The organism is Mycobacterium sp. VKM Ac-1816D, assembly GCF_000416385.1.
GTDB classification, from domain to species: Bacteria; Actinomycetota; Actinomycetes; order Mycobacteriales; family Mycobacteriaceae; genus Mycobacterium; species Mycobacterium neoaurum_A.
Window position 1 is genome coordinate 63,888 of the sequence record NZ_AOHQ01000104.1, and the last position, 16,264, is coordinate 80,151.

Below are 16,264 nucleotides of genomic sequence, written 5' to 3' on the forward strand. Positions count from 1 at the left end.
ACGACTGCGCAGTTCGATGGTTTCGGGCTGCGCGGCCACCATGTTGCCCTTAGGGTCGTCAGATGGACCTCAACAGCGTCGAGGCGGTGCGCACGCCCGCCCGCCGCGATGAGGTGTGGCCACTGAGGTCGACCGACGCCATCCTGGCCGGCGGGACCTGGCTGTTCTCCGAACCACAGCCCGCCGTGTCCCGCCTTGTCGACATCACCGGACTGGGATGGGCACCGGTCACGCTGAGCGAGGAGGGAGTGGAACTCGCGGCGACGTGTACGGTCGCCGAACTCGGCGGGCTCTCGAAGCTGCTGCCGTCCGCCCGACCGCACTGGATCGCGGCTCCGCTGTTCGCGCAATGCTGCACCGCGTTGTTGGCCTCGGCCAAGATCTGGCGCACCGCCACCATGGGCGGCAACATCTGCCTGTCCTTTCCCGCCGGGGCGATGATCTCCCTGGTCTCCGCCCTCGACGGCACCGTCACCGTATGGTGCGCCGATGGGTCCGATCGCGTCCTACCGATCACCGACTTCGTCACCGGCGACTCCCGCAATGCACTACAACCGGGAGATCTCCTGCGCTCGGTCCAGATTCCTGCCCACTCGCTCGCCGCGCGCACCGCCTATCGCAAGCTCGCCCCGTCACCACTGGGCCGGTCCAGCGCCGTGGTCATCGGACGGCGCCACGCCGACGGGGAGTTCGTGGTCTCCGTCACCGCAGCGACGGTGCGCCCGCTGGTGTTCCGCTTCGACACCCTGCCCACCGCCGCCCATCTGCGTGACGCGCTGGGGGGAATCGCCGAGCAGGACATCACCCGCGATGTGCACGGTGATCCGGACTGGCGGCGGGCGGTGACGTTGACCCTGGCCGAACAGATTCGTACCGAGCTGACATGAAGGTCACGGTCAACGGCAACGACTGCACCGACACCGCGCGCCCCGGCCAGTGTCTGCGTACCTACCTGCGCGAGCATGGCCACTTCGAGGTGAAGAAGGGCTGCGATGCCGGCGACTGCGGGGCCTGTTCGGTGCTGGTGGACGGTGATCCCGTGCACTCCTGTGTGTTTCCCGCCTTCCGGGCTGACGGACGCCACGTCACCACCGTCGCGGGGCTGGGCACACCGGAGAACCTGCATCCGGTACAGCGACGTTTTCTGGAAGCCGCGGGATTCCAGTGCGGATTCTGCACCGCGGGCATGGTCACCACCGCGGCGGCACTGCCCCCCGCCGGTTCCACCGACCATACCGACGACCTACCTCAGCAGCTCAAGGGAAACCTCTGCCGATGCACCGGCTATCGCGCCATCGGGGATGCGATAGCCGGCGTCACGAACACCGAGAAGCCCGGTGGCAGCGATGTCGGTCGATCGATCGGCGCGCCCGCCGGTGTCGCAGTGGTCACCGGCACCGAGCAGTACACGATGGACGAGACATCGGAAGGATTGCTGCACCTGGCGGTGCTGCACAGTCCGGTGCCACACGCCCGCATCCGATCGATCGATATCGAGGCGGCCCAGTCGATTCCGGGCGTGCGACTGGTCCTGACGCACCATGACAGCCCTCCGGTCCGATTCTCGACGGCCCGCCACGAATCACGTGATGACGATCCTGACGACACCGTGATCCTCGACGACACCGTACGTTTCGTCGGCCAGCGGGTGGCCGCGGCGATCGCCGATGATCTCGGCACCGCCGAAAAGGCCTGCCGGGCACTCATTGTCGACTACGAGATCCTGCCCGCGGTGTTCGATCCGGAGGCCGCACGGGCGCCAGGCGCGCCGGCACTGCATGCCGACAAGGGACCCGAATCCCGCATCTGCGATCCGGCGCACAACCTGGTCGCCGAGCTACACGGCGAGGTGGGTTCGGTCCAGGACGGTATCGCGGCGGCCGAGTCGGCCGGGGGTGCCGTCGTGCGCGGCCGCTGGCAGACCCAGCGGGTACAGCATGTGCATCTGGAGACCCACGGCTGCACCGGATGGCGGGATCCCGACGGGCGCTTGGTGATCCGGACCAGCTCGCAGGTGCCCTTCCTGGTGCGCGACGAACTGTGCCATATCTTCGGCCTGGAGCCGGACGGGGTGCGGGTGTTCACCCGCCGCGTCGGCGGCGGATTCGGCGGTAAGCAGGAGATGCTGACCGAGGATCTGGTGGCGATGGCGGTGCTGCGGCTGGGCAGGCCGGTGCGCTACGAATTCAGTCGCACCGATCAGTTCACCGTGGCACCGTGTCGGCATCCGTTCCGGGTGGACGTCACCGTCGCCGCCGATGCCGACGGCATTCTCACCGCACTGACGGTCGATGCACTGGTCGACGCCGGTGCCTACGGTAACCACAGTCCCGGCGTGATGTTCCACGGGTGCGGGGAATCCGTTGCGATATACCGCAGTCCGAACAAACGGGTGGATGCCCACGCCGTCTACACCAACAACCTCCCATCCGGCGCGTTTCGCGGTTACGGCCTCGGCCAGGTCATGTTCGCCGTCGAATCCGCGATCGACGAATTGGCGCATCGGCAAGGCATCGACCCCTTCGAGTTCCGACGGCGCAATGTCGTCGTTCCCGGTGACCGGTTCGTGGACTCCCACGTCCTCGACGACGATCTGACCTTCGGGAGTTACGGTCTCGACCAATGCCTGGACCTCGCCGAATCGGCGTTGCGGGCAGGTAACGGTGCGGTCGCACCCGCTGGGTGGGCGGTCGGCGAGGGAATGGCCGTGGCCATGATCGCCACCATTCCGCCGCGCGGGCATTACGGCGAGGCGACGGTGACCGTCGACGCCGACGGCGTGTACACCCTGGACGTGGGGACCACCGAGTTCGGCAATGGCACCACCACGGTGCACACCCAGCTTGCGGCGACCGAACTGGGCACCGTTCCCGAACGGATCGTGGTACGTCAATCCGACACCGCCACAACCGGTTACGACACCGGCGCGTTCGGCTCGGCAGGAACCGTGGTCGCCGGACGGGCGACACTGTTGGCGTGCCGCGAATTGAGCACCAGGTTGACCGCGGCCGCCAGCGCACTGAGCGGAGCCGACCGCGCGACATGCACGTTGGGACGCAACGGTGTTCAGTGCGGCGATCGCCTGGTGGACTTCTCGGCGCTGCCCACACCGATGAGCAGTACCGCGGCTCACGACGGCACACCGCGGTCGGTCGCGTTCAACGTGCAGGCCTTCCGCGTCGCGGTCAACACCGAGACCGGCGAGGTCCGGATCCTGCAGTCGGTCCATGCGGCCGACGCCGGAGTGGTGATGAATCCCCAGCAGTGCCGCGGTCAGGTGGAAGGCGGTGTGGCACAGGCGATCGGCTCGGCGCTGTTCGAGGAGATCCAGATAGACCCCGACGGTGTGGTGACGACCGCGACGCTGCGCAACTACCATATTCCCCAGTTCGCGGATGTTCCGTTCACCGAGGTGTACTTCGCCGATACCTACGACGAGTTGGGGCCACTCGGCGCCAAGTCGATGAGCGAGTCGCCGTACAACCCGGTCGCCCCCGCGCTGGCCAACGCAATAGCCGACGCATGCGGTGCGCGCATGCGTCGGCTACCGATGACGCCGGCCCGGGTGTGGCGGGAGCTGCGCTCCGCGCAGTCCTAGAGCCGTTCGATGATGGTGACGTTGGCGGTACCGCCGCCCTCACACATCGTCTGCAGGCCGTAACGCCCGCCGGTGCGCTCCAAGGTGTTGAGCATCGTGGCGAACAACTTGGCACCGGTGGCACCGAGCGGATGGCCGAGCGCGATGGCACCACCACTGGGATTGACCTTGGCCGGATCCACCCCGGTCTCCTTGATCCATGCCTGGACGACGGGAGCGAACGCCTCGTTGATCTCGACCGTGTCGATATCGTCGATGGACAGTCCGGTCTTCTCCAACGCGTAGTGGGTGGCCGGGATCGGGCCGGTGAGCATGTACACCGGATCGGCACCGCGGGCGCTGATGTGATGGATCCGGGCGCGCGGCGTCAGGCCGTGCTGCTTCACCGCGTCCGCGGAGGCGAGCAGCACCGCGCTGGCACCGTCGGAGATCTGGCTGGCCATGGCGGCAGTCAGTCTTCCGCCGTCGACGAGGGTCTTGAGCCCGGCCATCTTCTCCAGGGTCGTATCGCGGGGTCCCTCGTCGGTGACGAAGGCGGTCCCGTCGATCTGGACCGGGATGATCTCGTTCTCGAAGTAACCCGCCCGGATGGCTTCCTGCGCTCGTTGGTGGCTGGCCAGGGCGTAGCGCTCCATGTCCTCGCGGGACAGGTTCCACTTCTCGGCGATCATTTCGGACCCGCGGAACTGCGAGATCTCCTGGTCGCCGTAACGGTGCAGCCAGCCCTTGGACTCGTTGGTGGGTGAGGTGTAGCCGAATTCCTTACCGACGATCATGGCCGAGCTGATCGGGATCTGGCTCATGTTCTGCATGCCGCCGGCCACGATGAGATCGGCCGTGCCGGACATGATCGCCTGCGCCCCGAAGGAGATGGCCTGCTGGCTGGAGCCGCACTGGCGGTCGACGGTCACGCCGGGGACTTCCTCGGGGAAGCCGGCGGCCAGCCACGACAGCCGTGCGATGTTGCCCGCCTGTCCGCCCACCGCATCGACACAACCCGCGATCACGTCGTCCACGGCACCGGGGTCGACGTCATTGCGATCGAAGAGTCCGCGCCAGGCCGTGGCGCCGAGGTCGACGGGGTGCACGCCGGCCAGTGACCCGTTGCGCTTTCCGATCGCGGTGCGCACGGCATCGATGACGAATGCTTCTGAGGCCACTGCTTTTGAGCCCAAGGCCATTACGAGACTCCTTCTGTGGTGATGCCGCCAAGAACGATGGCGAGGTACTGGCGGCCGACTTCTTCGGCCGTGAGCGGTCCGCCGGGTTGATACCAACGCACCGAGACCCAGGTGGTGTCGCGGATGAAGCGATAGATCAGGTCGACGTCGAGGTCGGGACGGAAGGACCCGTCGGCAACCCCGTCGTGCAACAGGTCGATCCACATCTTGCGCTGTTCCCGGTTGCGCTCGTCGACGAAACCGAACTGATCCAGCGCTGACAGCCGTTTGGCCTCATCCTGGTAGATCACCACCTGCGCGTGGCGGTGTTCGATCGCTTCGAAGGACGCCATGAACAGGCCCTTGAGCCGGTCCAGGGGCGTCGATTCGCTCGAGAGAACCTGCTGATAGCGCTCGAAGAGCCAGTCGAGAAAGTCACGCAGGACCTCCTCGACCATCTGTTCCTTGGATTTGAAATGGTGGTAAAGGCTGCCCGAGAGGATGCCCGCCGAATCGGCGATATCGCGCACTGTGGTGGCCTTGAGGCCACGCTCGGCGAACATCGTCGCCGCGAGCTGCAGCAGCTCGTCGCGACGGCTTGCCGGCTGTGTCATTCGCACAGCGTACCAACCAAGCACTTGCTAGGTCGAGCACCCGGCACATGCGGCGGCGCGAGAGCATTATCCAGCCCGCGCAGAATGTGACCTTCATCACACTTAGCTTGGCTCAGCATATTCACGAAGGAACCGTTCCGTGCACACTTGTTCACCAGGCCCTCGCAGTCGGTGAGATTCCGGCAATCTGCGCGTAACAACGTTTCCTGTGCAACATCTGCAGGAACGCTGACAAGGCACCGCGCACAGCAATGCCCGAACAGTCATCGGGCGCCCCCGAGGACAGCCCACCCCCTGTTCGATCGACAGCGATACCGCCGGTTCAGCTAATTCGTGTGCGATCTAGCCATAACTGACGTTCTCGCAAAATGCGACCGTATCGGCCCCCCGCTCCATAAGCTCACCGTGATCTATTCGATACAACTGACCAGTTTCAAGGGGAAACCGCATATGGAGATCTCAGCCCGTCCCTACTTCAAGGCGGGAGTCGCCCTGACAGCGGCCAGCGCCATCGCGCTCACCCCGCTGATGGTCCCGACCGAGGGCCGTACCTTTGCGATACCCAAGGTCAGCACGGCTGAGGTGCAGTTGGCTGCCGTCATCAACCCCGCCGATGTCGACCGGTTGATCGCGGCGCTGCGCACCGGCCTCGCCGATATCACCACCGGCATCGGGTCGGTCGAGACCTTCACCACCGACACCCTTGCCGGTGCCCTCGCCGAGGCCCAGCGCCTCAACACCGGTTTCTGGGACCCCATCGTCGCTGCCGCCGGTACCGGTGTCCTCGGCTCACTGGTGACCGCGGTCAGCAACTACTCTCAGGCCAGCCTGGCGATGACGGCGGAGAGCATCAACGGGGTCGCCGGCTCGACTGTCACACTGCCCGGCGATATCACCAACATCATCGGCAGCACCCTGATCGGCTCGCTGAACACCGCGCTGTACGCCATCACCGATGTGATCAACAACCCGTTCAAGTTGTCCAGCTACACCGGTCTGCTGGCCGGCGTGGTGAACATCATCGGCGACGCCCTGGTGGGGCAGGACCCCAACCATGACACCGGCCTGTTGTCCGGGCCTGCCGGAACCAACAGCATTTTGTCGACCGCGCTGATTGCCACCCTCGGCGGGGTCGTCGGCACCGTCGGCCTGGGCTTCAGTGGGATCACCGGCCAGGTCAATCTCGCGGTGGACTCGCTGAACGCCGCACTGGACACACTCGCCCAGCAGAGCGGCAGTCAGCTGCTCACCGGAGTGGTCGGTCTCATCCAGGGTCTGGCCATCAACCCGATCAAGATCATCAACAACGCCGGCGTTCTCAACGGGCTGGTCGATATCGGCTTCCCGCTGCTCGGTGCGGTGTCCCCGATCACGGACGCCACCGCGAAAGCCGTGATCGGCGTGCAGAACGGCCTCAATGTCGCACTGGACGCCATCGGATCCAATCCTCTCGATCTGGCCAGTTACACCACCGCGCTGGGTGGACTGTTCAACGGCGGATTCGACGTCACGGGTGCGGGTATCACGATCGGCACCTCGCTGCTCACCACGCCCGGCAACGTGCTGGCCGGTGTCACCAAGACGACCGCGGGCCTCGTCACCGAGCTGACCACGAATCTCGCCGCGACCGTCGCCGCGGCCCTCACCCAGATCGGCCTGGGCCAGGCCGCCGAACTGGTGGTCAACCTGGGCGCCGCGGTCAACACAGCGGTCAACTCGGTCCGCGATATCGTCGCCGACAACGTGATCGGTGGGATCAACGGTGTCATCACCAACATCAGCACCGGCCTGAACGGCGTCAACGAGAACGCCAGGACCATCATCGACAACCTGCTCAACTACCACCCGGTGGCTCCGGCCGGCGCGACTGCCGACTCGCTCGGTGCCGGCCCGGAGGGTGGCGAGGTGGCCGCGTCGTTGGTCTCCAGTGACGCGACGAACGAGGCCGAGACTCAGGAAGCGGCCGCATCCGAGGAGAAGGCAGCGGTGACGGAGGAATCGACCGAGGAGTCGACCGAGGAGCTAACCTCGGTCACCGAAACCTCGACCAGTGAACAGGATTCCGAGGACTCGGAGACCGCCGAGTCCACCCGGACGGCCTTCATCACCTCCGCATCCGAGAGTGCCGAATCCGAGAGCACCACCGACGGAACCGAGGACACCGGCAAGACCGCTGCGCGGACGAACGGGGCGGGTACCGCCGCCCCGTCCGTCACCGAGTCGGTGTCCACAGATACCGCCGCGGCCAACGAGTCGACCGATCGTTCCGAAGGGCCCGACCGGAGTGCGTCCGCCGGAGGCGACAGCACCGACTGACCGGACCCGATATCGAGCACCACGCCGCAGCGCCCTGTCCGGGCCGCTGCGGCGTGGTGTTTTATAGGTCAGCTGTCGGTCGGTCAGGCGCGCTGGCTGGAGACCGAGATGACCTCTCCGGTCAGATAACTGGAGTAGTCGCTGGCCAAGAAGGCGATGGTGGATGCGATCTCCCAGGGCTCGGCCGCACGGCCGAAGGCCTCGTCGCCGGCGAGGCGGTCCAGCAGCTCTGCCGACGAGGTCTTCTCCAGAAACTTGTGCCGCGCGATGCTCGGGGACACCGCATTGATCCGGACCCCGTACTCGACGGCTTCGATTGCGCTGCAGCGGGTCAGCGCCATGACGCCCGCCTTGGCCGCGGCGTAGTGCGACTGCGAGTGCTGGGCACGCCAGCCCAGCACGCTGGCGTTGTTGACGATGACACCGCCGTGCGGCGCGTCCCGGAAGTAGCGCAACGCGGCCCGGGTGGCGCGCATGACCGAGGTCAGCGTCACGTTGACGACGCGGTCCCATTCCTCGTCGGTCATATCGATGACGGGAGTCTGCCCACCGAGACCGGCATTGTTGACCAGAACATCCAGGCGGCCCGCCTTCTGCACCGCTTCGGTGATCAGGTTGTCGACGGCCGCGGTGGAGGTGACATCGCAGACCACCGCATCGACCTTGCCCAATCCCAGTGCCGCCAGCTCCTCTCTGGTCTCACCGAGCCGACGCTCGTGGAAGTCGGAGACCACGACGTCGGCACCCTCCAACAGTGCCCGCCGAGCGGTGGTCGACCCGATCCCGGTACCGGCCGCCGCGGTGACCAGGACGACCTTTCCCTTCAGAAGTCCGTGTCCGGCAATCTCTTCGGGTATTTCTGACAGGCTCATCAGCCTTTGGCCTCTCGTGGTAGGCCGAGCACCCGCTCGGCGATGATGTTGCGCTGGATCTCGTTGGATCCGCCGTAGATGGTGTCGGAGCGGGAGAACAGGTACAGCCGCTGCCACTCGTCGAATTCGCCATTGTCGAGGGTGAGTCCAGCAGTCCCCTGCACGTCCATCGCGATCTCGCCGAGCTCGCGATGCCAGTTGGCCCACAACAGCTTCGAAACGTTGTCTTGGCCGGGTTGTTCGACGTCCATCGTCGCAAGCGAATAGGAACGCATCGCCTTCAGACCGGTCCAGGATCGGGTCAACCGCTCGCGGATCAGTGGGTCGTCGGCGGCGCCGGTGCGCTTGGCCAGTTCGACCAGGTTGGAATGCTCACGGGCATAACGGATCTGCTGACCGAGGGTGGAGACCCCACGCTCGAAGGTCAGCAGGCCCATCGCGACCCGCCAGCCGTCGCCGGGTTCCCCGACGACGAGGGCGGCCTCGGTGCGGGCATCGTCGAAGAACACCTCGTTGAACTCGGAGTCCCCGGTCAGCTGGATGATCGGGCGGATCTGCACGCCCGGCTGGTCCAGCGGGACAAGCAGGAAGGACAGCCCGGCATGTCGCTTGGACCCCTTCTCGGATCGCGCGACCACGAAGCACCACTGCGCCCAGTGCGCCAGCGATGTCCAGACCTTCTGACCGTTGAGCACCCACTCGTCACCATCGAGCACAGCGGTGGTCGACACATTGGCCAGATCGCTACCGGCATTGGGCTCGGAGTAGCCCTGGCTCCACAGCTCGCTGACATCGCGGATGCCCGGCAGGAAACGCTGCTGCTGTTCGGGCGTGCCATAGGCGATCAGCGTCGGGCCCAGCAGTTCCTCACCGAGGTGATTCACCTTGTCCGGCGCATCGGCCTTGGCGTACTCCTCATAGAAGGCCACCCGGTGCGCGACCGTCAGACCACGGCCACCGTGCTCCTCCGGCCAGCCCAGGCAAGTCAGGCCTGCCGCGGCCAGATGCTGGTTCCACGCCCGGCGTTCCTCGAAGGCCTCATGCTCACGACCCGGGCCGCCGAGGCCCTTGAGCGCTGCATATTCACCGACGAGGTTGTCGGCGAGCCACTGCCGGACCTCGGCCCGGAACTCCTCGACCTCAATCACCCTTGTAGGCTAACCTACCAAGCACTTGCTTTGTTAGAGGAGCGTCAATGACGAGCGACCCGCAGGCCGGTGGGCAGCGCAGCGACCGGGGAATCAGAACCGTTCCGGCGGTCCTGGACCGGATTGCCGTGCAGTTTTCCGACCACGATGCGGTGGTGACGGCCGACAGACGTCTCACCTACCGGCAGCTCCGCGACGAGGTTCGGCGCGCGGCCGCCGCGATGATCGATCTCGGAGTGGCCGCGGGCGACCGCGTGGCCATCTGGTCGCCGAATACCTGGCATTGGGTGGTCGCCGCGCTGGCCACCCACTATGCGGGCGCCATCGTGGTCCCGCTGAACACCCGCTACACCGCCTCCGAGGCGGCCGACATCCTTGCGCGCACAGCCACTCCGCTGTTGATCGCCGCCGGAGAGTTCCTCGGCGCCGACCGCACCGGCCAGCTCGACCGCGCCGCGTTGCCCGCACTGCGCGATATCGTGCGGATCCCCATCGACGCGCAGGACGGCACCTGGGACGACTTCATGAGCCGCGGCGACAACGATGGCGCATTGGCCGCCGTCGACGTCCGCGCCGCCGCGGTCTCCCCCGACGACGTGTCCGACATCCTGTTCACCTCCGGCACCACCGGCCGCAGCAAGGGCGTGCGGTGCGCACACCGGCAATCCCTGGACGCCTCGGCCGCCTGGGCGGCCTGCGGGCAGGTCACCGACACCGACCGCTACCTGTGCATCAACCCGTTCTTTCACAACTTCGGTTACAAGGCAGGCATTCTCGCGTGCCTGCAAAGCGGAGCCACGCTCTATCCCCTGCTCACCTTCGATCCCGAGCAGGCCATGAAGGCCGTCGCCGAACACCGGATCACCGTGCTGCCGGGTCCGCCCACGATCTACCAGACCCTGCTGGACCACCCACGCCGCGCCGACTACGACCTGTCGTCCCTGCGGTTCGCGGTGACCGGGGCCGCCGTCGTGCCCGTCGTGCTGATCGAACGGATGCAATCCGAGCTCGACATCGACATCGTGCTGACCGCCTACGGATTGACCGAGGCCGCCGGCTTCGGCACCATGTGCCGCGCCGACGACGATGCCGTCACCGTGGCCACCACCTGTGGGCGCCCCATCGCCGAGTTCGAGCTTCGTCTCGACGACTCCGGTGAGGTTCTGCTGCGCGGGCCCAATGTCATGCTGGGCTACCTCGATGATCCGGAGGCCACCGCGGCCGCCATCGACGAAGACGGCTGGCTGCACACCGGCGATATCGGCAGGCTCGACGACGCGGGCAATCTCACCATCACCGACCGGCTCAAGGACATGTACATCTGCGGCGGGTTCAATGTCTACCCCGCCGAGATCGAACAGGTACTGGCCCGTCTCGACGGGGTTGCCGAGTCCGCGGTGATCGGCGTTCCCGACGATCGCCTCGGCGAGGTCGGCAGGGCCTTCGTGGTGACCAAGCCCGGTGCCGATCTCGACGAGGAGACCGTCATCGCGCACACCCGCACACATCTGGCGAATTTCAAGGTGCCCCGTTCGGTGGTGTTCCTCGACGTGCTGCCACGCAACCCTGGAGGCAAAGTGGTCAAACCGACGCTGCGCGAACTCGACGGGAGGAGCTGAGATGGATCTGACATTCGACGAGGACAGCGAGGCGTTCCGCCACGAGGTCCGCGAATTCCTCGACGCCAACCGGGATTCGTTCCCCACCAAGTCGTATGACACCCGTGAGGGATTCGACCAGCATCGGACCTGGGACAAGGTGCTCTTCGACGCCGGGTTGTCGGTGATCGCCTGGCCGCAGAAGTACGGCGGCCGGGACGCCAGCCTGCTGCAGTGGGTGGTCTTCGAGGAGGAGTACTTCCGCGCCGGCGCCCCCGGCAGGGCCAGCGCCAACGGCACGTCGATGCTGGCGCCTACGCTGTTCGCGCACGGCACCGAAGAACAGCTGGACCGGGTGCTGCCCAAAATGGCCAGCGGTGAGGAGATCTGGGCGCAGGCGTGGTCCGAGCCCGAGTCGGGCAGTGACCTGGCATCGCTGCGTTCCACCGCCACCCGCACCGAGGGCGGCTGGCTGCTCAACGGTCAGAAGATATGGAGTTCGCGCGCCGTGTTTGGCGAGCGGGCCTTCGGCCTCTTCCGGTCCGACCCGCAGGCACAGCGACACAAGGGCCTGACCTACTTCATGTTCGACCTGCACGCCCAGGGTGTCACGGTGCGGCCGATCGCCCAGCTCGGCGGCGACACCGGTTTCGGTGAGATCTTCCTCGACGATGTGTTCGTTCCCGACGAGGATGTCATCGGCGAGGCCAATGACGGCTGGCGCGCGGCGATGAGCACGTCGAGCAACGAGCGCGGTATGTCCCTGCGCAGTCCGGCGCGGTTCCTCGCGCCGGCGGAACGACTTGTGAAGCAGTGGAAGGCCAACCCGGATCCGGTGTTCACCGATCGCGTTGCCGATGCCTGGATCAAGGCCCAGGCATATCGCCTGCACACCTTCGGCACCGTCACCCGGCTGGCAGGCGGTGGTGAACTCGGCGCGGAATCCTCGGTGACGAAGGTGTTCTGGTCGGATCTGGATGTCGCACTGCACCAGACCGCACTGGATCTGCAGGGCGCCGACGCCGAGATCGTCGACCAGACGACCGAGGGTCTGCTGTTCGCGCTCGGCGGGCCGATCTACGCCGGCACCAACGAGATCCAGCGCAACATCATCGCCGAGCGCCTGCTGGGCCTGCCACGTGAGATTTCTGGGGGGAAGCCCAAGTCATGAACTTCGAGATAGACGACCAGCAGCGCGATTTCGCGTCGAGCATCGATGCCGCACTCGGCGCGGCCGACGTACCGGCCGCAATCCGGGCCTGGGCCGACGGCGATTCCGCCCCCGCCCGCAAGGTGTGGGCACAGCTCACCGACCTCGGCGTGACCGCCCTGTCGGTCGCCGAGAAGTTCGACGGGATCGAGGCGCAACCGATCGATCTGGTGGTGGCACTGGAACGGCTGGGTTACTGGGCCGTGCCGGGTCCGGTCACCGAATCGATTGCCGTGGCGCCCATCCTGCTCGCCGACGACGAACGATCCGCGGCGCTGGCTGCCGGGGAGCTGATTGCCACCGTCGCACTGCCGCCGCAGGTGCCCTACGCCGTCAACGCGGACTTCGCGGGGCTGACGCTGTTGGCCGGTGATGGTCGGGTAGCGGAGGCGACACCGGGCGCAGCGCACGATTCGGTCGATCCCACGCGGCGGCTCTTCGAGGTGGACGCATCCGGGGACGGACAGTCCGCCGATACCGCACGCGCCTACGAGTTCGGTGTGTTGGCCACGGCCGCCCAGCTGGTCGGTGCCGGACAGGCGATGCTGGACCTGTCGGTGTCCTATGCCAAGCAGCGCACCCAGTTCGGCCGGGTGATCGGCTCCTACCAGGCGATCAAGCACAAGCTCGCCGATGTCCACATCGCTGTCGAGATGGCTCGCCCGCTGGTCCATGGGGCGGCGTTGGCGCTTGCCGACGGGTCACCGGACACTGCCCGCGATGTGAGCGCGGCCAAGGTGGCCGCCGCCGATGCCGCGCTGCTGGCGGCGCGTTCGTCACTGCAGACCCACGGCGCCATCGGATTCACCCAGGAACACGACCTGTCGCTGCTGCTCCTCCGAGTGCAGGCGCTGCGCTCGGCATGGGGTGACCCGGCCCTGCACCGTCGCCGCCTGTTGGAGGTCCTTTCGTGAGTGAAGAACGCGAACTGCTGCGCTCCACCGTTGCGGCACTGGTCGACAAGCACGCCACCCCCGAAGCGGTCCGTACCGCGATGGAGTCCGACCGCGGCTACGACGAGTCGCTGTGGAAGCTGTTGTGCGAGCAGGTCGGTGCCGCAGCACTGGTCATCCCCGAGGATCTCGGTGGGGCCGGCGGTGAGCTCGCCGATGCCGCCGTCGTCCTGGAGGAGCTCGGTAAGGCGCTGGTACCCACGCCGCTGCTGGGTACCACGCTGGCCGAGCTGGCCCTGCTGCATGCCGGGGACCACGAGTTGTTGGAAGGGTTGGCCGAGGGCGCCTCGATCGGCACGGTGGTCTTCGATCCCGAGTATGTCGTCAACGGTGACATCGCCGATATCGTTATCGCCGCCGACGGGACCGAGCTGACCAGGTGGACGGATGTCACCGCGAAGCCGCACGCGACGATGGACCTGACCCGACGGCTGTCGTCGGTGACCGCCGGCGAGACCGCCGCGCTGGGAGCCGATCCCGGCCTCGCCGACACCGCTGCCCTGTTGCTGGCCGCAGAACAGATCGGTGCCGCCGCCCGAGCGCTCGACCTCACGGTGGCCTATACCAAGGACCGGGTGCAATTCGGCAGGCCGATCGGCAGCTTCCAGGCGCTCAAACACCGCATGGCCGATCTCTACGTCACGGTGCAATCGGCACGGGCGGTCATCTACGACGCCATCGCCGATCCGTCCCCGGCGTCGGCCTCACTGGCACGGGTGTTCGCCAGCGAAGCGCTGACCGACGTGGCCGCCGAAGCGGTGCAGCTACACGGTGGCATCGCCATCACCTGGGAGCACGACATCCAGCTGTACTTCAAGCGGGCGCATGCCAGTGCTCAGCTGCTCGGGCCTCCCCGTGAGCACCTGCGTCGTCTGGAAGCTCAAGTTTTCTAGGCGGCTCGCCGCCATTTCGTTCTAGGCCAGTTCCACGTCATCGGCATCGACGACCGCGGCCGTGCGTCCCGGCGCGCTCTGGTGCGCCCAGTACAGGTTGGTGTGTGCGACAACCATTTCCGGCGGCGGTGCACCCCACTGCGTGAGATCGACGGTGGTGTGCGCGTCCCCGACCAGCGTGACGTCATAGCCGCGGACGAAGGCGCCGTGGATGGTTGATCGGACGCACTGATCGCTGCAGGCGCCGGCCACCACCAACCTGCCGACTCGCAGGCCGGCCAGCACATCCTCGAGGTCGGTCGCCTCGAACGAGTCACCGTGCTTCTTCTCGATGACCGGTTCCGTCTGGCCGGGCACCAGTTCGTCGACGATGCACCAGCCGGCGCTGCCGAGCAACAGTTCGTCATCGGAATGCCGCACCCAGACCACCGGCACCTTCTCGGCCCGCGCCCGGTCGACCAGCCTGCCGATGGCGGCGACGACCTCGTCACGACGTACCGCGTCGGCAACGACCTGTTCCTGGACGTCGACGACGACGAGTGCGCTGTGCGGCCGGTCGTGCAGCGTGGTCATGGTGACCGCAGACTAGCCTGGATTCGATGTCTACTGAAGCTCTGCGCGCCGGAATCCCGCCGTTCTACGTGATGGACGTCTGGCTGGCCGCGGCCGAACGCCAGCGCACCCACGGCGACCTGGTGAACCTGTCCGCGGGCCAGCCCAGCGCACAGGCCCCGGAGCCGATCCGCGCTGCCGCCGCAGCGGCGCTGGCCGGCCACAACCTGGGATACACCGTGGCACTGGGCATCCCGGAACTGCGGACGGCCATCGCGGAGTCGTACCGCACCAAGCATGGGATAGATGTCGACATGGACGCCGTGGTCATCACCACCGGGTCGACCGGCGGATTCCTGCTCGCCTTCCTGTCCTGCTTCGACGTCGGCGACCGCGTCGCGGTGACCAGCCCCGGGTACCCGTGCTACCGCAACATCCTGTCGGCACTCGGATGCGAGGTCGTCGAGGTGCCGTGCGGTCCCGACACCCGTTTCCAGCCGACGGTGGCGATGCTCGATGCGCTCGACCCGCCGGTGAAGGGGTTGATCATCGCCAGTCCAGCCAACCCGACCGGCACGATCATCCCGTCCGCAGATCTGGCCGCCATCGTGTCGTGGTGCGACGAACGCGACGTGCAGTTGGTCAGCGATGAGATCTACCACGGTCTGGAGTATCAGGGTGCGCCCGCGACCAGTTCCGCATGGGAGACTTCCCGCAATCCCATTGTCGTCAACAGCTTCTCGAAGTACTTCGCCATGACGGGTTGGCGACTGGGCTGGCTGCTGGTACCCGCGCCGCTGCGTCGTGCGATCGACCGCCTGACCGGGAACTTCTCCATTTGTCCGCCGACGCTGCCACAACTGGCCGCGGTCGCGGCGTTCGATCCGGCATCGCTGGCCGAGGCGGAAGCACTGGTTCGGGGCTACACCGCCAATCGTGAGGTGCTGCTGACCGGTTTGGCCCAGATCGGTCTGGATCGCCTGGCCCCAGCCGACGGGGCGTTCTACGTGTACGCCGACATCTCCGAGTACTCCACTGATTCGCTCGACTTCTGCGCCCGCCTGCTCGCCGATACCGGGGTGGCCATCGCACCGGGCGTGGATTTCGACACCGTGCACGGTGGATCGTTCGTGCGGTTGTCCTTCGCCGGTGCAGCATCGGATATCACCACAGCGCTGGAGCGGATGGGGCCGTGGTTGGCAGGCCAGAGCGGCCGGTAGTCAGAACGGCGGGTCGCCATCGAGGGCGACAGCGGCTGCGTTGCGGGTGCGTTCGGCGTTGATGTGGTAGTCGCGGTCGTGTTGTCGGGTGCGTTGGCGTCGCGGGATGGCCGGTTCGCAGTTGCGCTCA

General features: G+C 66.6%; 13 protein-coding genes. 8 read left to right on the top strand and 5 right to left on the bottom strand.

What is annotated here, in order from left to right:
- Positions 1-62: 62 nt before the first annotated feature.
- Both G154_RS02120 and G154_RS02125 read left to right on the top strand, forming a co-directional pair.
- Entirely contained in the window at positions 63-887 is an 825-nt protein-coding gene (locus G154_RS02120) for a xanthine dehydrogenase family protein subunit M (RefSeq protein ID WP_019512534.1), read from the top strand.
- Entirely contained in the window at positions 884-3,598 is a 2,715-nt protein-coding gene (locus G154_RS02125; protein ID WP_019512535.1) for a molybdopterin cofactor-binding domain-containing protein, read from the top strand. Before G154_RS02120 ends, G154_RS02125 begins: the two co-directional genes overlap by 4 nt.
- Here G154_RS02125 and fadA6 read toward each other — a convergent pair.
- Positions 3,595-4,779 carry a steroid 3-ketoacyl-CoA thiolase FadA6 gene (fadA6, locus tag G154_RS02130; RefSeq protein ID WP_019512536.1) on the bottom strand — a complete coding sequence of 395 codons (1,185 nt, stop codon included), beginning with the start codon at positions 4,777-4,779 and terminating at the stop codon, positions 3,595-3,597. The two genes, G154_RS02125 and fadA6, sit on opposite strands and share 4 nt — an antisense overlap.
- The gene (locus tag G154_RS02135) at positions 4,779-5,372 is read right to left on the bottom strand and encodes a TetR/AcrR family transcriptional regulator (RefSeq protein WP_019512537.1); all 594 of its coding nucleotides are present in this window, start codon (positions 5,370-5,372) and stop codon (positions 4,779-4,781) included. The genes fadA6 and G154_RS02135 overlap by 1 nt, the downstream gene beginning before the upstream one ends.
- Positions 5,373-5,822: 450 nt before the next feature.
- On the opposite strand from G154_RS02135, the gene G154_RS02140 reads away from it, so the two are divergent.
- Positions 5,823-7,688, top strand: a complete 1,866-nt coding sequence (locus G154_RS02140; protein ID WP_019512538.1) for a hypothetical protein — start codon at positions 5,823-5,825, stop codon at positions 7,686-7,688.
- A gap of 83 nt (positions 7,689-7,771) precedes the next feature.
- Here the strand turns inward: G154_RS02140 and ipdF are convergent, their stop codons facing one another.
- Both ipdF and ipdE1 read right to left on the bottom strand, forming a co-directional pair.
- Positions 7,772-8,560 carry a (5R,7aS)-5-hydroxy-7a-methyl-1-oxo-2,3,5,6,7,7a-hexahydro-1H-indene-carboxyl-CoA reductase gene (ipdF, locus tag G154_RS02145; protein WP_019512539.1) on the bottom strand — a complete coding sequence of 263 codons (789 nt, stop codon included), beginning with the start codon at positions 8,558-8,560 and terminating at the stop codon, positions 7,772-7,774.
- A complete protein-coding gene (gene ipdE1, locus G154_RS02150) occupies positions 8,560-9,708 on the bottom strand; it encodes an acyl-CoA dehydrogenase IpdE1 (protein ID WP_019512540.1) in 1,149 nt (382 codons plus the stop codon). Before ipdE1 ends, ipdF begins: the two co-directional genes overlap by 1 nt.
- A gap of 47 nt (positions 9,709-9,755) precedes the next feature.
- Between ipdE1 and fadD3 the strand changes: the two genes are divergently transcribed.
- The 4 genes from fadD3 to G154_RS02170 are packed head-to-tail and all read left to right on the top strand — an operon-like array spanning position 9,756 to position 14,362.
- A complete protein-coding gene (fadD3, locus tag G154_RS02155) occupies positions 9,756-11,327 on the top strand; it encodes a 3-((3aS,4S,7aS)-7a-methyl-1,5-dioxo-octahydro-1H-inden-4-yl)propanoate--CoA ligase FadD3 (protein WP_019512541.1) in 1,572 nt (523 codons plus the stop codon).
- Between the two features lies 1 nt (position 11,328).
- Positions 11,329-12,477, top strand: a complete 1,149-nt coding sequence (locus G154_RS02160; protein ID WP_019512542.1) for an acyl-CoA dehydrogenase family protein — start codon at positions 11,329-11,331, stop codon at positions 12,475-12,477.
- Complete coding sequence (locus tag G154_RS02165; protein ID WP_019512543.1) at positions 12,474-13,430, top strand: acyl-CoA dehydrogenase; 957 nt, start codon at positions 12,474-12,476, stop codon at positions 13,428-13,430. The genes G154_RS02160 and G154_RS02165 overlap by 4 nt, the downstream gene beginning before the upstream one ends.
- A complete protein-coding gene (locus G154_RS02170) occupies positions 13,427-14,362 on the top strand; it encodes an acyl-CoA dehydrogenase family protein (protein ID WP_019512544.1) in 936 nt (311 codons plus the stop codon). The genes G154_RS02165 and G154_RS02170 overlap by 4 nt, the downstream gene beginning before the upstream one ends.
- A 21-nt stretch (positions 14,363-14,383) precedes the next feature.
- Here the strand turns inward: G154_RS02170 and G154_RS02175 are convergent, their stop codons facing one another.
- Positions 14,384-14,935: an isochorismatase family protein gene (locus G154_RS02175; protein ID WP_019512545.1), complete on the bottom strand. Its 552-nt coding sequence runs from the start codon at positions 14,933-14,935 to the stop codon at positions 14,384-14,386.
- Positions 14,936-14,961: 26 nt separating this feature from the next.
- On the opposite strand from G154_RS02175, the gene G154_RS02180 reads away from it, so the two are divergent.
- Positions 14,962-16,134 carry a pyridoxal phosphate-dependent aminotransferase gene (locus tag G154_RS02180; protein WP_023986343.1) on the top strand — a complete coding sequence of 391 codons (1,173 nt, stop codon included), beginning with the start codon at positions 14,962-14,964 and terminating at the stop codon, positions 16,132-16,134.
- Positions 16,135-16,264 lie beyond the last annotated feature (130 nt).